We start from the raw sequence: 19,266 nt of genomic DNA, 5'->3' as shown, positions 1-19,266 counted from the left end.
CATGGGGATTTAGGTCTCCAGCCAGCGGGGTCTGGTTTCATCGATGCCGAGGAGTTCGAGCAGGTGTGCTTGGACTCCTTGGCTGATGAGGATGGTGGGCGGGTCGGTGGCGGTGCCGGGGCGGAGCATGAGGCTGTCGAGGTGGTAGAGGATCATGCGTCCGGTGGGGCGGACCCTGCGGTTGTCGGGGTAGAGGCCGCTCATAGTCTGCTCGGGGCCCAGGGCCTGGCGTACTTGGCGTTCGATCAGGCAGAACACCAGCAGCGCGAGGCAGATCACACTGATCAGGGCGGCGATGCGTCGATTGTGTTCCAGGAAGACCGGCGCGACCGCGAGCGGGCCCTTGAAGTCGCTGTAGCGGCGTTCGACTACGCCTTGGCCCTTGTAGCGCCGTAAGGCCTCGGCGGCGTCGGCCTGCTCGGGAGTGAGTCGGGTGACCAGGGCGTACCAGCCGTCGGCGGCGGCCTGCGCGTCCAGGACGTCCTGGTCGAAGTGCCAGGTCAGCGACGGGCGGCCGTCGGTATCGGTGGTGACGGTGGTGCGCAGGCAGCTCGCCACGCGGCGGGTCTTGGCGATCACGCCGATCCGGGCCTCGACCTTGGCGGCGGTGTTGTAGTAGCGGCCGCCGGCGGAACACTGCAGTTTGTCCAGGTCCTCCGCCGCCCTGGCCAGGCGTTTGGCACGGGCGGCCTGCTGGCCTTTGGCGTTGCCGGTGGAGTGGACCAGGATCCGCCGCAAGGTATGTACGGGATCACGCTTGCGGGGCCCGGCCATGACGTGGACGTCTTCCAGAACCCGGTAGGACTCCCGCTGATCGGCGGGGGTATTCCGCTCGCGGTCGCGGTCGTTGACGTAGCCGACCAGCTGAGCGGAGTCCACGTCCAAGGCGGCGTAGACCTCGTCCTTGACCTGGGCGGCCGGGAGCGGGGCGATGAAGTCGACCTTCGCGTCCAGCAGCGCGGTGATGTTCGGGTACGACACGAGCTTGGAGTCCGCGACCAGCAGGAAGTCCTTGCGGTCGGCGATCTTCCGCAGGGCCTTCATCGCGCCGACGACCTGGGCGACCTCGCCCGCGCCGCCGTCGTAGACCCGGTGGAAGAGCGGGATGCCGCCGTCGCGGCTGACGGCCAGCCCGGCCTGGATCTGCTTCAGGTCCACTCGCCGGTCCTTGGGGTGACCGTACCTGACCTGCGGGAAGCCTTCTTCCTGGTCCTCGTAGGCACCGAACAGCGACAGCGAGGTCATGTCCCAGTGAATCTGAGTGACATCGACGCCGAACTCCGTGATGGCCTGCGCGCCGACCGAGCCGGTGATCTCCTCCAGATTCGGCGCGATCGCGTCCAGCGCACGGACGAGCCGATCATCGTTGAGCAGCCCAGGCTCTACGCCGAAGACTTCCTCCACGGCCCACTTCCGTGCCCAGTCCTCCACCCGGACCATCGACGTGGGCGAGGACAGACGGTTGGCGACCAGCACCTCGATGACCTGCCCGTGGGTCAGATGCGCCACGTCCCGCACCGGGCACAGTTCGTCGATGATCCCGGCCACGTCCAGCCGGCGCAGAAACTCGGCAGAGGCAGGCAGAGCGCCCAGACGCCTCTCCACCACAGAGGTCAACTCCACCGCCATGCGGGGACGCTGGACCCGGGAACGACGTGTACGAGATATCGGCACATCCCACTCAACGAACCACACCCGTCCAGGTACCGGCCACATGACCGGATCATCCGATCCGGTCATGTGCGGAGGATGGGGCTAGGCGCTGTTTCTCGGATCAGGTTCGGAGCCAGATCATGAGGGCTGCGAGTGTGACGGTGCCGAGGCGCGTACGTGCCGCGGCTTCCTCCGACCGCCTACACGCTGCTGCTGCACATGATGACCGAGCAGGAGACCGGTGGCCTCGTGGTCGCCACACACGACGAACTCGCCACTGGACTCGCTATGGAACGCGGCATGATCAGCCGGGCCATGCCGCACCTGGTCGCCGCCCGGCTGATCACTGTGGTCCGCCGCGGCCGTTTCCAGCTCCACCCGATGATCGCCGCCTTCAACGACCCGCGCGAGCAGCAGCGCGCCATCAAGGCCCTGCCCAAGGACATGCGACTGGACGCCGGCGACTTCGAGGACGAGTACGAACGCCGTTTCTGCAGGAGAAGGCCTGCAAGGCCGAGGCGAAGGCCAAGGGCAACGTCACGCCCATCACCAAACTCAAGCGCGTTCCCTGACCAGCCAGCCGAAGTGAGACGGCGCTGCAGCAACTGTGCAGCGCCGTTTCTCGTGCTTGGGGAACACGTCAGAGGACGGTGCCGTGCAGGATACGGCGGTCACCGGTGAGGGCGTAGCGGCGGGCCGTGATGCCGTTCTCCAGGTTCTCGCAGCTTGCTTCGCGTAGTGGGCGTTCCGAGCCGTGCAGATGCGGCTCGGTAAGGAATCTCGCCGTTCTTTAGAACTGGTGTGGGAGCGCATCACAAGTTGGGGACGCTGTCCCTCAGTCGGACGACTGGGGGCGATGTGGGGTACACAGCCGTGCATCCGAGGTGGGGACGATTGGACGCGTCGCTTGACGACCTCGGCTGCGGACACGACTGGGCGGATATTCACCGTGTCCGGGGAGCGGAGTTGACGTGTCCGGAGTGCGGTGGCCGGGTCTTCGCCCGGATATCTCACTACCGCGCCCGGCGAGCACGTGCCCCTACCGGCGGAGTCCCGGAGGAACAACCCATCCAGCCCTTAGTGCTTTGCTCCGCGATGGGTACCGGTGAAGTATGACCGGCACCTTCACCACCCGCACCATCAACATTGCAACCGGCGGCACTGAGACCATGCACGACCTGACCAACGCATGCTCCGCGTTCCTCCGGGAGGTCGCTCATGGGCGAAACGGACTGCTGAACGTTTTCACCCCCCACGCGACATCCGGCCTGGCGATCATCGAGACCGGCGCGGGCAGTGACGATGACCTGTTGGCAGCCCTCCGCGAAATTCTTCCCGCGGACGACCGTTGGCGAGCCCGCCACGGTCGTCCAGGCCACGGCAGTGAGCACGTGCTCCCGGCACTGGTACCACCACACGCCACGCTGCCCGTAGTCAATGGTGAGCTGGAGCTGGGGGCCTCGCAGTCCGTTGTACTGGTGAACTCCAACCGGGAGAGCCCCGAACGCCAAGTCCGGCTGTCCTTCCTCGGCTGACCACACCACCCACGCGGTCCTGCGGCAGGCGGCGAGGGCGAATCCGGCCAGCAATGCGGCCGTGTCGCGGAGGCCGATCAGGTAGGGAGCTGCGGCGCGGTCATCTTGCGGAGCAGCGGCACCCTTGTCCCGCCCGGGTCGTGCAAATGCTGCGCTGCGCCACGAACCACCATCCCAGCCACCACCACGACGATCAGCAGCACCATGCAGCAGCCGCAGGTGACCTCTGACAAGTGATCTTGACCGATTGCCAGGCGACTTTGACCGCCCGGTTCAGGCCGCTTCGTCCGTTCCTACTCGCCGTCGCTGGTGGTCCGGTTCAGACTCCGGCGCCGGTTCTTCTCGGAGCGACGCACCAGCTCGCTCGCGGCGAGCGTCACGGTCGCCACGCCGCGGACCCAGCGGGGCCCGCCGCGCTCCGCCCACACCACACACGCACACCCGCCGGCGGCGAGCACCAAGACGCCGAGCAGCACCAGGCCGACCATGTTCCCCACCTCTGCGTTCATTCGTACGGTCCCGCTGATCATCTCAGGCCGGGAAGGGGCCCAACGGGATGTCCGACCAAAACGACACCTGGCTCACGGAGGACCATCGGTCAAGATCAGGTGGCAGGGAACTGCTGGTCGTCAAAATCTCCTGGCAAACGGCCAAGATCACTTGTCAGAGGACAGCAGGCCCTGGCCGACGGCTGCTCTCACAGCTATCACACCTCACAGAGCAGCGCGCCTACCTGGGGAAATGGGCTGCGAGACTCACAGATTTCAAAGCGCGCGGGGGCGGCCGGCGCACACCTACGATTCCTGTCTCACTGGACGCGACCGCGCATCTGACCTGCCGCACGGGCGCGCGAAGCGATCTCAGCCGCGACGGTCAGGGGGACGGGAGCGTGCTTCTCAGGAGTGGGGTGTCATTCCTTGCGGGTCGCTCTGCGGGGCGTACGTCTTCATTGCCTTGTCTGTCATGAGTGCTGAGATCCGGAGCCATTCCTGGTGTTCCACTTCGGCGGTGCGGAGCCATTCCTCGGCTCGGTAGCTGTCCAGTGCCTGCCCGGCGATGTCGCGCTGGTATTCCTGTGCGTCCTCAGCGGCGCGAGCGACGTCCTGGACCGTCATCCCGGTGGCCTGTGCCTGTACCCGGGCGCGGTAGAACCGGGCGGTGCTGGAGGCGAGGGGGACGGGTTCTTCGAGGGGATGCAGCCAGACGGCGGGCAGGACGGTGTAGGTGATGGCGGCGGGGAGGGTGACCTCGTTGCCGTCGGTGTCGGTGACGAAGCCGTCGATCTCGTACTCGGGGCCGGCGGGGAGGTCCAGAAGTTCGATCTGGTCGGCGGTGAGGCGCAGGGTGACCCGGTTGGTGGTGGCCTCGTAGCCGTCGACGGTGGCGCCCTCGGGGTCGATACCGGTGACGGTGAGGTCGAAGCGGTCGCCGCGGCGCAGGTTCAGTCGCATGTCGGCGGCGAAGTCGGCATGGGTGCGGGGGATATGGTGGCGGAGGGTCGGCGGCAGTCGCTGGGGGACCTTGACCTGGTAGGTCTCGCCGATCTGGATGTCCTGGACGCGCATGACGGCCTCCTGCCCCCTCTCCAGCCTCCCCCGGGGCATCCCGAACCGCCAAGGCCGGGGCGGGGAAGCGCCGCGTGGCGGCCCGGTAGAGCCCGCGGTCGGAACGTAGGAGAGTGCAGCCGCGAGCTCCGTCTCACACCCTCACAGCCTTGCTGCGCAACGTGTCTACCTGCGCAAATGCGGTGTGAGGCTCACAATCTCCGCGTCTTCTGGGGGTTCAGGCGCTCCTTTCGCGGGCGTGGCAGAGCCGGAACGGGGCCGCCGGGGAGGAGACCCTTGCGGCGCATGGCCTGGTCGCGGCTGCGGCACCAGGTGGTGCAGTACTTGCGGGGGCGGCGGGTGGCCTCGGGCAGCGGCTGGGCACAGGTGGGGCAGTGGCCGGCCTCGATGACCGGGGCCAGGTTCTGGAGCAGCCGCCGGACACGGTCTTCGTCTTCCGGGGTGTACGGCTCAGCGTCGGCCCGGCAGCCGGCGAGGAGTTCGGCGAAGACGGAGCGCAGTGCAGCAAGCTCGCGGCGGCAGGTGCCAAGGAGGTCGAGGTAGCCCTCCACCGGCCAGGTGGCCAGGACGGCGGAACGGGAGAGGTAGAAGCCGACGGTGTCGATCCGGTAGTGGTCGGCGGTGTCGAGCAGGAGGTAGCCGAGCAGTTGCCAGGCGCTCGCCTTGGGGAAGCGGTGCGGGTGCTTGTCGCTCTTGAAGTCGATGAGGAGTCCGTCGACCACGAGGTCGGCGTCGGCGAGTACGAGGACATAGAGACGGTCGCGCCTGCTGATCCTGCGGATCTTGACCGCCTGATGGTCACATTCCGATGAAGCTCACTGTTTCCGTCATGTCCGCCCGCCCAGTGCGCAGCCGTGGCGCGCCTTCCTTCTCGAATCCCACCGAGACACCGCAGAACAGCACGAGCCCGTCGTCGGCCCCGACCATCTGGCTGACGGTCTTGCGATACATCGTCCACATCACCTGGGGGCAGCTGTGCAACCCTTCCGCCCTCAGCAACAGCATGACCGTCTGCAAATACATCCCCGCGTCCGCCCACTGCCCAGGGCCCATCGTCCGGTCGAGGTAGCAGAACAGCACGACCGGCGCCCCGAACGCCTCCGAGTTCAAGGCGGCGATCTTCATGGGCCTGTCGGGGTCGTCGCGCTCGATGCCCAACGCTTCGTACCGCTGGGCGGCTGCGGCGGCGAAGCGGTCCATATACGGCGAGGCCAGTTCGGCCGGGTACATCGGATGCTCCCGCTCGTCGCCCGGGTCGCCCGCCAGTGCCCTGGCCGTCGCGCGCCTCTTCAGTTCAGCCAGGGGCTCGCCGGCCACGACATAGGCATGCCACGGCTGGAGGTTCCCACTCGACGGAGCCCGCGTCGCTGCAGTCAGCACTCGTTCGAGAACCTCTCGGGGTACCGGCTCGTCGCTGAACGCCCGCACGGCCCGGCGGCCGTCCACGGCTTCATACACATCCACGTGGTTCTCGTCCTCTCGCTCAACGTAGCTCGACCTGCTGGTCGGTAATGATCTTCACCAGTCCTGGATCGCTGCGGTTCAGCTCCTCCTCGACGGTGCGGAAGGTGGCCACGGGGCTGTCGGTCGGCTTGCGGGCACGGTGTCCTTCGTCGCCAGCGTGTTGCCTGACCAGCAGAGCCGGTAGAGGTCGACCTCGGTCAACAGGTCGCGGCCGGATCGGTAGAACTCGCAACGGAGACCGGGCGGTTGAGGTGCGGAACGGGCGTGGTCGGGCGGGTAGGGGTAGGCGTGGGCCGGCAGCAAGGAAGCGAGTTCGGCGCGGGGCCGGCCGGTGGTCAGCTCGTCGAACCGGGACGGCGGCAGCACGCTGGTTGTCAACTGCCAGGCCAGGTAGACGGCTGAGGGTACGAAGAAGGCGGCTGCGACGACAGGAGCCGCGAAGGCGGCGACGGGCGGCATTCCGTACGGAGGCGAGCCGTTTGACGGACTCCGGTACGACGGTGTCCGTACCCGGGTGAGCGGATCCTGCGTGCGGCCCGCAGGGTGCGGGCGCCGTCTCCGGTTGCGGCGTCGGCGTTCCCGGGCAGGCCGCGACCTGGTGCGGGAGGACGGCGGTGACGCGGAATCCACCCTGGTATGGGCCGGTCCACAAGGAGCCGCCGAGTACCGTCACCCGTTCCCTGAGCCCCGTCAGGCCCCGGCCACCGGCGCCGATCATCGGGCCTTCGGCCGCGAACGCCGGCCGGTCGGCCGGCGGAGCGGCGTTCACGACGTTCACGCGGGTACGGTCGGCCTCGTGTGAGATCCGCACCCGGATCTCGCCGTCCGGCGCGTGCTTCACCGCGTTGGTGAGTGCCTCCTGCACCGCCCGGTAGATACCCCGTTGGACCAGGGCGGACAGTATGGGCATCGCCCCGTGCTGCTCCCAGCGCACCGGCACTCCGGAGGCGGCCGCCCGCCCGAGGAGGTCCTCGACGGTGTCGGTGACGGGCAGGCCCGTTCCGGGTTCCGTTCCGGCCGGGTCGTGCAGGACCGCGACGGTCTCGCGCAGTTGCTCCACGGCGTCCGCGATCGTCCCGCGCAGCTCGGCGAGGTCGGTGCGGTCGCGGTCGGTGAGGTCGGGAGAGAGTTCCAGGGCGCCAGCGCACAGGGCGACCAGGCTCAGCGCGTGCCCGAGAGAGTCGTGCATGTCGGCCGCGATGTCCGCGCGTTCGGTCAGCCGCGCCCGTTCCGCGACCAGGTGCTGGCGCTCCTCCAGGCTCCGGGCCAGCCGCCAGCCCTCCCGTACGAGTTCGCGTCGGCCGCGCCAGTGCCGTCCGGCCAGCCAGGGCAGCAGGAGAGCGGCGGGCAGCACAGTCAGCGCGTAGAACCACCACACGGCCTGCGTCCGCAGCACCGCGCACGTCGCGAGATCGACGGCAAGGCAGCTGGCCAGCACCAGGAGCGGGCGCCGTGCCGCGGCGACCCGGGCCCCCAGCAGACAACTCAGGGCGGCCAGCGAGAGAACGTGGGCGTTGGCGGGGGTCGCGGAGTCGGCCATGCCCAGCGCGCACAGCCCGTTGACCAGGACGACCGCGGTCCCCGGCCGGCGGCGGGACAGCGGCACGGCCACCGCCAGGACGGCCAACGGGAGACACAGGTCCTGGACCGGCGAGGGTGCAACGCCCGCGTCCCTGAACCCGTAGCCGGTGGCAGCGGCGAGCACGCTCCACAGGGCCACGTCACCGCACACGAGTCTGGCCGGGGGCATGTGTATGTACGGCATGGTGCGTCGACCGTCCTTCTGGTGGATGTCCTCACCTTTCCGAGTCGATTCTGCGGGACGGGCCCGGACGTCCGGCGCGAAAGCGGGCCCGGCGAGGGCTTCGGGCCGCCACCGGCGTCGGAGTCAGGCGTCCCGTCGACGCAGCACGTACAGGCCGATCAGGTGCGCGGTCGCGGCCCACGCCGCCACGATCAGGACCCCCGTCACCGGCCCGTACGGTGTCTCGGCGGCGGGGCGCATGAAGTGGTCCCCTGCGCCGTGCGGCAGCTGGTCGTTGAGGTCCGCGAGCGTCGGGCCTCCCAGGCCCAGGAGGATGCTGGGCAGCGCCCACAGAAGGGTGACGAGGATCGAAAGCGCGCCTGCCGGATGACGCGTGGCGAACGCCACCCCGACGCTCAGCACAGCGACCAACGCCTCGTAGAGACCGACCGCGAGGACCTGACGGAGGCTCGGGCCGGCCGCGAAGGAGGCCCGTCCGTCGAACCCCACCCAGGCCACCGCCGCGCCCACGACGGCGAACGTGGTGCCGGCGACGAACGCCACCACGGCCGCCACCAGTGCCTTCGCGGCGTGGACCCGGTGCCGCCGAGGAACTGACAGGAGGGAAGCCCGCACGCTGCCCGTCGCGTACTCGGAGGTGACCGCGACCGTGGCCAGGACGACGACGGTGAACTGGACGAGGACGGCGGAGGAGGCCGCCGCGTTCCCGACAGGGTCTTCAACTGTTGGGGGTTTGGCTTAAGCAGGCTGGTTGATGCTGCTTCGCGTTATTGGGACGGTTCCTCGGACTCTCCCACCCGTTTCCTCCTTCCTGGTAACGGTTTCCGCTGTTGTTGTGAGGGGGGTTCCTCCTTCTCTGCGTCGTGGGACGTCGACGATCTTGGTTTCCCCGTGCATTGCGGTGCCCCGGGGTGCGGAGGGCTCGGGCGGATCGACGGGACACGGTAAGGCCGTGTCCTTGTGTGAGGGTCGTTCGTTAGTCCGATCAAAGCGCCGGGGGTGGCCGCTTCGGGGGACTGACCGGGATCGTGCGGAAAAGGAAGGGGGGATGGGTGTGGCCAAGTTGATGGCGACGGCCACCTGTACCGCCTTCCGTGGTGTCCTGGAGAGCAGCGGTGAGCGGGTCGGGCAGGGCTTGCTGTTCGAACGGGTGGGGTTTTGGGCCCGGTTGAGTCAGGAGCTGACCGGTGCTCTGGTGGCTTCGCGGTGGGACGAGGACTCCCTGGACGTGCTGGCCGCCGGGGTCGACGAGCGGGGCGAGGCGCTGCCGTCCAAGGGGTGGATGGCGATGCGCCGCCTGGACTGGCCGCAGGCCGTCACACTCCCGGCCGGGGTGTATGTGTCGGACCGGGTGCGCCGCGGTGCCGAGGAGTACGCGGCCAGGACTCTGCGCCTGGCCCTGCACCGGCGCACCATCGTGACCGCGATCCTGGCCACCTGGCCCACCGATCCGAGGCGGCGCACCGAGGCGGAGTGGGCGGCGCTGCGGAAGCTGCTGCCCGCCGGACGTGAGCGGTGCCGAAATCCGCAACCGCACCCGCCAGATCCGTGCGTACGTGACCGAGCACGGGTACCTGCCCGCCGGATTGTGCGTGCTGGAGGGACCACCGCAGGTCGGCGAGTTGGTGCTGCTTGCCGCGATGGACCGCCAGCAGGTCACCCTGGCCAGGGTGGACGAGACCACCGCCCGTTTGCGTCTCAAGCTTCCGCTGTGTGCGGCTCCCGCCTCGGGCCGTGACTGGGCCTGGCACGGGATCGACATCCGCCTGCCCGGCACCGTCACCACGGACGCGGTGCTGCACACCCCCACCCTGCGCCCCACCCGGGCCGGAAGGATCGCGGTGGACCTGCCGCACTCCCGGCCCGCCCCGGCCACCAAAGCGAGCGGGCATACCGTGGCACTCGGCTTCGACTGGGGTGTGGGCACCCTGCTCACCGGCACGCTCGGCCGCCTGACCGGCAAAGGACAGACCCGGCGGGTTCTCACCGACGGGCGGCCCCTGATCTTCGACGCCACCACCGTCAGCGCCGCCCTGCACCGGCTGCGCGGCGTCCGCGAGCACCTCGCCGCCAAGCGCGATCACCACCGGGCCCTCGCGGATGGCCTCGGCTCCCCGCACCTTCGCTGGGGCGAACACCTCGATCGGGCCCGGGTGCTGGAGGTCGAGCACGGGCGGGTGTGTGCCCGGATCCGGCACCTGAACGACGCACTGGCCCGGGCGGCGGCCCGCTGGGCCGTCGACCAGGCGGCAGCGCTCGGCGCGAGCGTCATCTACCTCGAAGACCTGGCCACCCTGGAGGCGCGTGGCCACCGGCGTGGCAATGCCCGCCTGTCGGGGCAGGTGCGCGGCACCGTGGCCCAGGCGATGCGGCACCTGGCCGCGAAGGCGGGCATCGCGGTGGTCACCGTCCCGGCCCGCGGCACCTCCAGGCTGTGCCCCGGCTGCCTGGCCACCCTGACCCACCACCCCGCCCCCGACCGGCTGGCCGAACGCGGCTGGAAATGGGCGCACTGCACCCGGTGCGGGCTGTCCATGGACCGCGACCATGCCGCCGCCCGCCGGATCGTCTCCCGCGGCCTGCTCGCCCAGACCCACACCACCACCGACCCCACCACCCACACCCGCACCATCCGCACCACCGTCGACGGCACCGTGACCCCGGTCCGCCGCCCGAAGAAGACCACCCACCGCATGCGCCGCCAACACCAAGCACAGACGGCCCCGCCCCGCCCGCACGGGCCGAAGACCACCCCGGGCAAGGGTCACCCCACCCCCAGCAGACCCACCGGCCCTGGTGGCCGAGACACCCGGCACGCCGCCCAAGGGCAGGCCCCGGGCCCGAAGACTTCCCGCCGTATGCCCGACGCGCGTACGGTCCCCGCCACCACCCCCACCGGGATGGTCCAGCGTCCGGCGGGGCATGACACCACGACACCCACCCCCACCGGGCCGGTGCCAGGTCATGGAGTACCCGCCCACGCCCGGCCGGAGGAAGACCTTCCTCCACCCGGACGCACGCGGCTCTCACGCAGAACCTGTCGACGACGCACCCGCGCCGCCGAGCGGACCGGCTTCCACCACCTGCACGCCACCGCAGTCCACCCCCTCACCCCAAGGATCGGACCACCGGACGGCAACCGCACACGGCCACGCCGCGCCCGAAAAGCCCGGAAACCACAGGCACACACAGAGTTCTAGAGACGCTGCACCGGATGCTCGTTGATGCGGGCGATCGAAGCGCAGTAGTAGGTGAAAACACCGGTGATCGCAAGGCCCGCCAGAAGACAGAGCCAGGCGGCTCGGACGGACCACAGTTTGGTCCACTCGGCGGCGACGGCCCCGGCGAAACCTCCGGGTGCGCCCCAGCCAGGAGTCTCAGGGACGGCGTGTGGCGGGTCCGCGCGCCTGACGGGTGTCGTCGGGATGGTCACGGTCGTCCCCCTTCATTCGGCGCCGCGAGCGCAGCAGTCGTGTCCGCGGCGCTGCTGCCCGTCGTGTACTCGACGCTGCGTGCGGTCAGGTCCATGTACGCCTGCTCCAGCGAGACCCGAACGTCGCTCAGCTGGTGCAACCGGACTCGGCAGTGGTGGGCCAGGTCACCGATCTCGGCGGCGGTGCGGCCCTCGACGGTGAGTTCGCCGGACCCGGAGGACTCGACGCTCACCCCGTCAGCCGCCATCAGACGCCGCACCAGCGTCGCTCTCTCCTCGGCGTCGGGCACCACGGCGCGCGCCGACGCGGGAGAGGCAGCAGCCAGGAACTCGGTCATGGAGGTATCGCTCAGCAGCCGCCCGCGTCCGATGACGATGAGATGGTCGGCCGTCAGCTGCATCTCGCTCATCAGATGGCTAGAGAGGAACACGGTGCGTCCCTCCGCCGCCTGGTCCCGGACGAGCCCGCGAATCCACCGCACGCCGTCCGGGTCGAGGCCGTTGACCGGCTCGTCCAGGACGAGCACCGGCGGATCGCCGAGCAGGGCACCCGCCACCCCGAGCCGCCCGCTCATGCCGAGCAAGTACGTGCCCGCAGGCCGACGGGCCGCCTTGGCCAGGCCCACCCGCTCCAGCACCTCGTCCACGCGGCGCAGCGGGATGCCGTTCGACCGGGCCTGGGTGACCAGATGCGTGCGGCCGGAACGGGCCGGGTGGACGGCCCGGGCATCCAGCATCGCGCCGACCGAGCACAGCGGCCTGCGCAGGTCCGCGTAGGGGCGCCCGGCGATCAGGGCCTGCCCGCGCGTGGGATGGTCCAGGCCGAGAATCATGCGCATGGTGGTGGACTTCCCGGCCCCGTTGGGGCCGAGGAAGCCGGTCACGCGGCCGGCCCGGACATCGAATGTCAGCTCGTCCACGGCGAGGGTGTCGCCGTAGCGTTTGGTCAGTCCTCGGAGGGTGATCACGGAATTCCTTCGTGTCGGTTACGGACCGCGGAGTACAGCTCGCGAAAGGTGACGGCGGCGGTGACGGGGGCGCACATCGACGTGCGGTCGGCCCGGAGCGGCTGTCCCGTTTCCCGTACGGAAGCGACGCTAGGAGTCCGCGGCGCCCGCTCCCACCGGTCGAACGGCAGCGGCGTCCTGCCTTTCGTCAGGGGTGCCCTCCGCCCCTGGGCGGATCTGCGGCACTCGACGTCCGCACGGCGGCGCACCGGCCGTAGGCTCGCTGCGTGGAAGAGACGACACCCGGCAGTCGGCCGGTCCGGGTCCTTATGGCCGACGACGAGGCGATGGTCCGAGCCGGGGTGCTGGCCGTCCTGGCCAGGGACCCGCACGTCGAAGTGGTCGCCGAGGCGAGCAACGGGCACGAGGCCCTCGCGCTCACCCGCCGGCACCGGCCGGACGTGGTCCTGTTGGACATCCAGATGCCCGGCATGGACGGGCTGACGGCGGTCGCGCGGCTCCACCAGGAGCTGGCCACGGTCGGTGTGATCATGCTGACCACCTTCGGCCAGGACGAGTACATCACCCGCGCCCTGGAAGAAGGCGCCGACGGCTTCCTGCTGAAGGCCGACGACCCGAGGGAACTCCTCAACGGCGTACGGGCGGTGAGCGCCGGTGGCGCCTACCTGTCCCCCAGAGTCGCTGGCCGCGTCATCACCGGGATGCGCGCCCACCGGGCGGCACACCCCCACCGCTCGCTGGAGCGGCTCACGGAACGGGAGCGCCAGGTACTGGCCGGACTCGGGGCTGGGCAGTCCAACGCAGAGATCGCGAGCAGTCTGCACCTGGTCGAAGGCACGGTGAAGGCCCACGTCAGCGCGGTGCTCTCGAAGCTGGGCGCGCGCAACCGAGTGGAGGCGGCCACCGTCGCGTACGAGGCCGGCCTGGCGCCGTCACGCCGCGCCTGACCCGGTGTCAGCGTTCCCCACTGCCGATCCGTCTGAGCTGTTCAGTGCTTCCAGCGACTGTTCTGCCCGGACTGACGACGGGACAGGTTGAGCTGAGGAAGGCGCGGGAGACAGCGACGCAGAAACGGACCCTGTGATCAGCACGTCACGACGTGCCCTCGACCGCTCCCGAGGTATGAGGGAGGGCCGCGGGGGCGATCTGTACGCGGACGTACGCCGCCAGCCGGACCCGGCCGACTAGGCCGTGTATCGGAAGTGGATCAAGTGGTCGACGGCCCGGGGCTATGGGGCGGTGTGGTCATCTACCCTCTCAAGGCCTTGATCGCTGCCACACGGAGGATTCTCATGAACTTGCATCCGGTATCCATCGACCGCGAGCCGGCTGCCGGTGCTGTCCTGCTCACCGGCATTCCCGGGAGCGGTAAGTCCACGGTGGCCGCTGCGCTGGCTGCCCGGCTTGGGATGTCGGCCCATGTTGAGGTGGATGCCCTCCAGCAGATGATCGTCAGCGGTGGCCAATGGCCCTCAACGACCGCGAACGCGGAAGCCGACCGGCAGATCTTCCTGCGGGCCCGCAACGCGTGTCTTCTGGCTGACAGCTTCGTAAGAGCGGGCTTCATCCCCGTGCTCGACGACGTCGTGGTCCGCCGTTCCCACCTTGACTTCTATCGCACGACGCTCACGACCAAGCCGCTCCACATCGTCATCCTGGCTCCAGGCCCGGCCACCGCGTGGCACCGCAACCAAGCGCGGCAGAAGGCCTTGGCTACTGATTGGGCGCCCCTGGACGCGGCGATGCGCGCAGAGCTCAAGCAGGAAGGAACCTGGATCGACAACGCGGCGCAGACACCCGAAGAAACGGTCGAGGCGGTCCTGTCCATGACCGGCCTGGCATCCACTTCCACGATGGATCAAGCTCCGTGATGATCACCGGTCGACGCGTGGAGATCTGACGGATACACAGTGGGTGCGGCTGGAGACGTTGTTGCCCATGAACAAGAAGCCAGGCCGACCGGCGATATGGACGCGGCGACAGCTGATCGACGGCATACGGTGGCGGACCCGGACCGGGACACCGTGGCGGGATGTCCCGGAGCGATACGGCCCCTGGGGCCGGGTGTACGACCTATTCCGCCGCTGGCAGCGGGACGGCACCTGGAAGCAGATATTCACCGACCTGCAGGTCCAGGCCGATGCGAAGCACCTGATCACCTGGGACATCAACGTCGACTCCACCGTCTGCCGGGCCCACCAGCATGCCGCCAGGGCGAGGAAAAGGGGGATCTGCCGAAGTCGTCGATCGATGCGGAGTTCTACGAGCTAGAGGCCGGCCGCCACGTACCCCCGGACCGGGTGTGGTCGGCCTGGCTGTGCGGCGACCACCTCGTCAGCGAACGGCGCGAGGTCCTGCGGCAGTTCGCCAACGGCATCGACGCGGCCGGGCGCCGGGCGCACCGCGCCTTCCTCGCAAGCGTTCGCGTGCTCGGGGAAGGCGTCGACATCACCGGCGAGCGGGGCGTTGAGGCGGTCTGCTTCGCCGACACTCGCGGCTCGCAGGTGGAGATCGTGCAGAACATCGGCCGCGCGCTCCGGCTCAACCGGGACGGAACCACGAAGGTGGCCAGGATCATCGTGCCGGTGTTCCTGGAGCCGGGCGAGGACCCGACCGACATGGTCGCCAGCGCCTCGTTCCACCCCCTTGTAGCGGTGCTCCAGGGCCTCCGCTCGCACGATGAACGACTCCGTCGAGCAACTCGCCTCCCGCGCACTCACCAGCGGACAGCGCAAGGTACACATCCGGCGCGACGAGGAAGGACGGATCGTCGGGACCGGCGGCGAGGGTGACGGCGAGGACCAGGAGCAGGACGACACGCAGGCCGCCGCCGAGGCGGCGCTGCTGCACTTCTCCAGCCCGCGCGACGCGGCGACCATCGCCGCGTTCCTGCGCACCCGGGTCTACCGGCCCGAGAGCCTGGTGTGGCTGGAGGGCTACCAGGCACTCCTCCGCTGGCGGGCCGAGAACGAAATCACCGGCCTGCACGCCGTCCCCTACGACACGGAGACCGAGGTCGGCGTCACCAAGGACTTCCCCCTCGGGAGGTGGGTCCACCAGCAGCGAAAGGCGCTACGGGCGGGCGAGCTGGAGCAGCGGCGCAAAACCCTGCTCGACTTGCCGGAGGCCGGGATGGTCTGGGAGCCCGGCGAAGAGGCGTGGGAGGCCAAGCTCGCCGCGCTGCGGTCCTACCGGCGGGCCACCGGACACCTCGCGCCCCGGCAGGACGCGGTCTGGGGCGAGGGCCAGGCAATGGTGCCGGTCGGACAGTACATGGCCAACCTCCGCCGGAAGGGCGCGAAGAACGGCCTGGGCAAGCACCCGGAACGGGCCGCCGCGCGCGGCGCAGCTCACGGCGATCGACCCGGACTGGGCCTGCCCGTGGCCGCTGGACTGGCAGCGGCACTACCGCGTCCTGGCAGACCTGGTTGACGCCGACGGCCAGCTGCCCGACATCGCCCCCGGCGTGCTGATGGACGGCGACGACATCGGTAAGTGGCTCCAGCAGCAGGCGCAGCCGGGCACCTGGGCGCGGCTTCTGCCCGAGTAGCAGGAGCGGCTGACCACGCTGGGTGTCAGGCCCGCCCATGCGCCGCCTCCCGCCCCGGCGGCCGGGCGTGCGGCGAAGGGCCCGAGCAAGGCGCAGCAGGCGTTCCAGCGGGGCCTGGCGGCGCTCGCGCAGTGGGTGGAGCGGGAGGGCGCGGGCCGGTCGGTGCCGCGCGGCCACAGCGAGGAAATCGCGGTCGACGGCGAGGCGAAGCCGGTGGTCGTGAAGCTGGGCGTATGGGTCTCCAACACCAAGACCCGGCGGGACAAGCTCAGCGCGGAGCAGCTGGACGCACTACGGGAACTGGTCGTTGAGTGGGCATGACCGTCTGCGGGCCGGTGAGGCGCGGCCGAGCCCTCACAGGTGCAAGACGCCAGGGGGTACTCAACCTTGCCGTACCACTGCCAGTTACTACTCGGGGGCGGTCCCGTGCAACGTGCGACCGGCACGGGACCGCCAAGCCCTGCCGTCCTGTCCGAGCCGGGCACTGAAAACCGTACGAAGACACGCTGCCGAGCGCACCCTCAACAGCGCGCAGGAGCGGCCTTCGATACCGCGTATGCCAGCGCGAAGCCAGCGACCGCCGGAACGGTTCCGGTCGCAACCGCGTTGAAGTCGGCGGGCGACCGTGATCGCGGTCCCCCGGGTCGGAGGGAGGAGGGCCTGTGCACACCAGCACAGTGCCGGACAACCCGGCGCAGCGGCGCGTCGGGGAAGTCCTGGCGGAGCTGACGGGATCGGGCGCGGAGGCCGGGGTGCAGGTGGCGGCCTGGTGCGACGGCGAGTTGGTGGTCGACGCGTGGGCGGGGACGGCCGACGTCGCCGAGGGGCGGCCGATGGGGCCGGACACCTTGGTGCCTGCCTGGTCGACCGGCAAGGGCGTGGCGGCGGCCCTGGTCGCGGTGCTGGTGGACCAGGGGGTGCTGGCGTACGACGCGCCGGTGGCGCGGTACTGGCCGCGGTTCGGCGCGGCGGGGAAGGAGCGGATCACCCTGGGGCAGGTGCTCGGTCATATGGCCGGGTTGCCCGGACTGTCGGCGGACGTGACCCCGGAGCGGTTGCTCGACCTGCCGGCCATGGCCGACTGGATCGCCGGGCAGCGGCCGCGGTGGGAGCCCGGTAGTGCGTTCGGTTACCACGCCTGGACTTACGGGGTGCTGCTGGCCGAGATCCTGCGCCGCGCTACCGGCCGGACCTGCGACCAGCTGCTGCGCGAAGAGCTGGCCGGTCCGCTCGGGATCGGTGACGAGCTGCTCTTCCACGTCCCTGAGCACCTGGCGTCGCGGGTGGCCACCTGTTACGACGGCGGCTGGGCAGCGCGGCTGGAGCGGATACCACCCGAGGCGCCGTTCTTCGACTGCGTCCCCCACGGGGTGCTGCCGGTGGCGGAGTTGGGTAACCGCGACGATTTCCGGCGTACGGCACTGCCTGCAAACGGGATCATGACCGCGCGCGCAGCCGCCCGTCTGTACGCGGTGCTGGCCTGCGGCGGTGAGCTGGAGGGTGTACGGCTGCTGTCGGCGGCGACCTTGAAGGAGGCGACCACGGGGTGGGCGAGCGGGGTGGACAGGATGATGGGCACCACCTGCACGATGGGCGGCGGCTTCGTGATCGGGGACAGCGGAGCGAAGCCGGTGCGCCCGGCGGGCGGCTTCGGCCACAGCGGGTCGGGCGGCAGCACGGCCTTCGCCGACCCGGCGCATCGGTTCTCCTTCGCTCTGATCAAGAACCGGATGACCACGCCCGGCCTGGACGCGCGGCTGACAAGCGAGATCCGTACGGCGCTCGGCATCGCGAGCAACTGAGTACCCGCGGGCAGCGGGAACCACGAGATCGTCGCCGGCTCTCGCACGTCTACAACGGCCCGACGATGCTGACCGGGCGCTGGTGGCCGCGCTGGGCGAGCTCGAAGCCGATCCTGTCGGTACCGCGCCGGGAAGGTTCGGGTTCGATGAACCGGAGCTCGCTCTCCACCAGGCAGAAGCCGATCTCGTTCTCGGACGTCATCAACAGGCCCGTACCCGTGCCGAAGCGTCCGCAGCAGCGTGCCCGAACGGTACGGCGGCTGGGCGGCTGCCACCCTCGTCCTCGCACAGAGCGAAGCTCTCGGCCAGCCCCAGTACGCCGTCCAACGCGCCCTTCACGTTTTGGACCACGTCCCCGCTGCCCGGCTCCGCTCCACAACCCGCACCCGCCTCCACAAACTTGCCACAGCGCTCCCCGCCGGACACGCAGCCGACCTCACCGAACGGCTCGGTACTCTCCCCGTAGCCATCGACCACCACGGACACGCCCTCTGAGTCCCTCAGCGACGTTCAGCTCGGCATATCCGCTTTGTGCCCATCCGCGTGTTCGGCAAGAGCGTCGAGCGCGCCGGCGGTGAGCTCTCGATGACGACGGCAACGACGAGTGAGCCCGGCTCAGCGCTCCAGTTCGCCAGGCATGGTGCTCAGCCCGGCACGAGCCGACGGAAGCGGCGCAGTGGCAGTCATCCGACGGGCCAAGTCAACGAGGTGCTGACGCAGGTCAGTATGCTCGTCGGCCGTGGAGCCCGGCTGCACCGGCGCGACGTCCGCCCCAGCATCCTCGGCCTGCTCGAGCGGCTGCCGCAGACGGCCGGCTTCGTGATGTCCGCCGCGTTCGAGGTCCTCGCGTGGAACGACCTCGCGGCCGCGCTCATGGAGGACTTCGCCCCGCTCGACCCGAAGCACCGCAATCTCGCACGCCGGGCCTTCCTCGGGCCGCAGGGCGCCGGTGCGGCGCTGTACGGGGTCTCCGACGCCGCCGAGTTCCGGCTGAGCGTCGTGATGCAGCTCCGCGCCACCCTCGCCCGCTACCCGGCGGATCCCGCAGTGAGCGGCCTCGTCGACGAACTCCGCGACGCCAGCCCCGACTTCGCCCGGCTCTGGGAACGCCACGACGTGCAGGCCGCGCCGATGCTCACCAAGACCTTCCGCCACCCGGCCGTCGGGGAGATCACTGTCAACTGCGACGTGCTCACCCTCACGGACCGCGATCAGTGCCTCGTGCTCTACAGCGCGCCGCCGGGATCCCCCAGCGCCGAGGCCCTGGCCTTGCTGAACGTCCTGGGAACAGAGGCCACTCACTACCTGCCGTAGCGCAACAGCCAGCCACCGTGAGCACCATCGCCGACAGGGCGACTTCCTGATCCGGTCGGCCGGGGTCTCCTCGTCCGACACCGCTACCGGGAGGTGTGCGCCGAATTCGGCCGACGTCTGCCTGGCCTGGGTCTCACCCCCAGGGGCTCTTTGACGAACATCTGGGTCACACCCCCACTGAAGCTTCCCCTTGATCGTGGACACCTGGAGACCGGGA

At 69.9% G+C, this 19,266-nt stretch carries 18 protein-coding genes and 3 pseudogenes; 10 read left to right on the top strand and 11 right to left on the bottom strand.

Annotated elements, in window-relative coordinates; all coding sequences use genetic code 11:
- Positions 1–9: 9 nt before the first annotated feature.
- Positions 10–1,629, bottom strand: coding sequence for an IS1634 family transposase (locus OG395_RS01140; RefSeq protein ID WP_327241203.1), 1,620 nt, complete (start codon positions 1,627–1,629; stop codon positions 10–12).
- A 201-nt stretch (positions 1,630–1,830) separates the two neighbouring features.
- Here OG395_RS01140 and OG395_RS01135 point away from each other — a divergent pair, with 201 nt between their 5' ends.
- Both OG395_RS01135 and OG395_RS01130 read left to right on the top strand, forming a co-directional pair.
- Positions 1,831–2,334: a hypothetical protein gene (locus OG395_RS01135; RefSeq protein ID WP_327241202.1), complete on the top strand. Its 504-nt coding sequence runs from the start codon at positions 1,831–1,833 to the stop codon at positions 2,332–2,334.
- Positions 2,335–2,765: 431 nt separating this feature from the next.
- Positions 2,766–3,188, top strand: a complete 423-nt coding sequence (locus OG395_RS01130; protein WP_327241201.1) for a YjbQ family protein — start codon at positions 2,766–2,768, stop codon at positions 3,186–3,188.
- Between the two features lie 77 nt (positions 3,189–3,265).
- On the opposite strand, the gene OG395_RS01125 is transcribed toward OG395_RS01130, so the two are convergent.
- The 7 genes from OG395_RS01125 to OG395_RS01095 form a co-directional block, all read right to left on the bottom strand.
- Entirely contained in the window at positions 3,266–3,394 is a 129-nt protein-coding gene (locus OG395_RS01125) for a hypothetical protein (protein ID WP_327241200.1), read from the bottom strand.
- A gap of 87 nt (positions 3,395–3,481) precedes the next feature.
- Entirely contained in the window at positions 3,482–3,697 is a 216-nt protein-coding gene (locus OG395_RS01120) for a hypothetical protein (RefSeq protein ID WP_373302700.1), read from the bottom strand.
- Positions 3,698–4,084: 387 nt separating this feature from the next.
- A complete protein-coding gene (locus tag OG395_RS01115) occupies positions 4,085–4,753 on the bottom strand; it encodes a hypothetical protein (RefSeq protein WP_327241199.1) in 669 nt (222 codons plus the stop codon).
- Positions 4,754–4,944: 191 nt separating this feature from the next.
- Entirely contained in the window at positions 4,945–5,475 is a 531-nt protein-coding gene (locus OG395_RS01110; protein WP_327241198.1) for a hypothetical protein, read from the bottom strand.
- A gap of 76 nt (positions 5,476–5,551) precedes the next feature.
- Positions 5,552–6,217, bottom strand: coding sequence for a nitroreductase (locus OG395_RS01105; protein WP_327241197.1), 666 nt, complete (start codon positions 6,215–6,217; stop codon positions 5,552–5,554).
- 19 nt (positions 6,218–6,236) lie between these two features.
- Positions 6,237–7,982, bottom strand: coding sequence for a sensor histidine kinase (locus tag OG395_RS01100; protein ID WP_327241196.1), 1,746 nt, complete (start codon positions 7,980–7,982; stop codon positions 6,237–6,239).
- Between the two features lie 123 nt (positions 7,983–8,105).
- Complete coding sequence (locus tag OG395_RS01095) at positions 8,106–8,597, bottom strand: hypothetical protein (RefSeq protein ID WP_327241195.1); 492 nt, start codon at positions 8,595–8,597, stop codon at positions 8,106–8,108.
- 893 nt (positions 8,598–9,490) lie between these two features.
- Between OG395_RS01095 and OG395_RS01090 the strand changes: the two genes are divergently transcribed.
- Positions 9,491–11,182, top strand: a complete 1,692-nt coding sequence (locus OG395_RS01090; RefSeq protein ID WP_327241194.1) for a zinc ribbon domain-containing protein — start codon at positions 9,491–9,493, stop codon at positions 11,180–11,182.
- Between the two features lie 5 nt (positions 11,183–11,187).
- Here the strand turns inward: OG395_RS01090 and OG395_RS01085 are convergent.
- Together OG395_RS01085 and OG395_RS01080 are read right to left on the bottom strand one after the other, a co-directional pair.
- Positions 11,188–11,415: pseudogene (locus OG395_RS01085) on the bottom strand (ABC transporter permease); the annotation flags it as partial.
- Complete coding sequence (locus OG395_RS01080; RefSeq protein ID WP_327241193.1) at positions 11,412–12,383, bottom strand: ATP-binding cassette domain-containing protein; 972 nt, start codon at positions 12,381–12,383, stop codon at positions 11,412–11,414. The gene OG395_RS01080 and the pseudogene OG395_RS01085, both read right to left, overlap by 4 nt.
- 308 nt (positions 12,384–12,691) lie before the next feature.
- Here OG395_RS01080 and OG395_RS01075 point away from each other — a divergent pair, with 308 nt between their 5' ends.
- The 5 genes and pseudogenes from OG395_RS01075 (at position 12,692) to OG395_RS01055 (ending at position 17,735) form a co-directional block, all read left to right on the top strand.
- Positions 12,692–13,330, top strand: a complete 639-nt coding sequence (locus tag OG395_RS01075) for a response regulator transcription factor (RefSeq protein WP_327249220.1) — start codon at positions 12,692–12,694, stop codon at positions 13,328–13,330.
- 345 nt (positions 13,331–13,675) lie between these two features.
- Positions 13,676–14,254: an AAA family ATPase gene (locus tag OG395_RS01070; protein WP_327241192.1), complete on the top strand. Its 579-nt coding sequence runs from the start codon at positions 13,676–13,678 to the stop codon at positions 14,252–14,254.
- Positions 14,241–14,612: pseudogene (locus tag OG395_RS01065) on the top strand (transposase); the annotation flags it as partial. The gene OG395_RS01070 and the pseudogene OG395_RS01065, both read left to right, overlap by 14 nt.
- Before the next feature lie 2 nt (positions 14,613–14,614).
- Positions 14,615–16,254, top strand: a pseudogene (locus OG395_RS01060) (Helicase associated domain protein); the annotation flags it as partial.
- A gap of 341 nt (positions 16,255–16,595) precedes the next feature.
- Positions 16,596–17,735, top strand: coding sequence for a serine hydrolase domain-containing protein (locus OG395_RS01055; RefSeq protein ID WP_327241191.1), 1,140 nt, complete (start codon positions 16,596–16,598; stop codon positions 17,733–17,735).
- A gap of 49 nt (positions 17,736–17,784) precedes the next feature.
- Here the strand turns inward: OG395_RS01055 and OG395_RS01050 are convergent, their stop codons facing one another.
- Positions 17,785–17,937, bottom strand: coding sequence for a hypothetical protein (locus OG395_RS01050; protein ID WP_327241190.1), 153 nt, complete (start codon positions 17,935–17,937; stop codon positions 17,785–17,787).
- Between the two features lie 38 nt (positions 17,938–17,975).
- Between OG395_RS01050 and OG395_RS01045 the strand changes: the two genes are divergently transcribed.
- A complete protein-coding gene (locus OG395_RS01045) occupies positions 17,976–18,230 on the top strand; it encodes a hypothetical protein (protein WP_327241189.1) in 255 nt (84 codons plus the stop codon).
- A gap of 36 nt (positions 18,231–18,266) precedes the next feature.
- Positions 18,267–19,049, top strand: a complete 783-nt coding sequence (locus OG395_RS01040; RefSeq protein WP_327241188.1) for an MmyB family transcriptional regulator — start codon at positions 18,267–18,269, stop codon at positions 19,047–19,049.
- The last annotated feature ends 217 nt before the right edge of the window (positions 19,050–19,266 follow it).

This window comes from Streptomyces sp. NBC_01320 (assembly GCF_035974375.1).
Lineage (GTDB): Bacteria > Actinomycetota > Actinomycetes > Streptomycetales > Streptomycetaceae > Streptomyces > Streptomyces yanii.
Note: the sequence above shows the minus strand (reverse complement) of the source record. Positions and strands in the feature narration are given on the sequence as shown.

Coding starts and splice junctions, on each gene's coding strand:
- OG395_RS01140 (WP_327241203.1), bottom strand. CDS start 1,629: ATGGCGGTGGAGTTGACCTCTGTGGTGGAGAGGCGTCTGGGCGCTCTG.
- OG395_RS01130 (WP_327241201.1), top strand. CDS start 2,766: ATGACCGGCACCTTCACCACCCGCACCATCAACATTGCAACCGGCGGC.
- OG395_RS01125 (WP_327241200.1), bottom strand. CDS start 3,394: ATGGTGCTGCTGATCGTCGTGGTGGTGGCTGGGATGGTGGTTCGTGGC.
- OG395_RS01120 (WP_373302700.1), bottom strand. CDS start 3,697: ATGAACGCAGAGGTGGGGAACATGGTCGGCCTGGTGCTGCTCGGCGTC.
- OG395_RS01115 (WP_327241199.1), bottom strand. CDS start 4,753: ATGCGCGTCCAGGACATCCAGATCGGCGAGACCTACCAGGTCAAGGTC.
- OG395_RS01100 (WP_327241196.1), bottom strand. CDS start 7,982: ATGCCGTACATACACATGCCCCCGGCCAGACTCGTGTGCGGTGACGTG.
- OG395_RS01075 (WP_327249220.1), top strand. CDS start 12,692: ATGGCCGACGACGAGGCGATGGTCCGAGCCGGGGTGCTGGCCGTCCTG.
- OG395_RS01070 (WP_327241192.1), top strand. CDS start 13,676: ATGAACTTGCATCCGGTATCCATCGACCGCGAGCCGGCTGCCGGTGCT.
- OG395_RS01050 (WP_327241190.1), bottom strand. CDS start 17,937: ATGACGTCCGAGAACGAGATCGGCTTCTGCCTGGTGGAGAGCGAGCTC.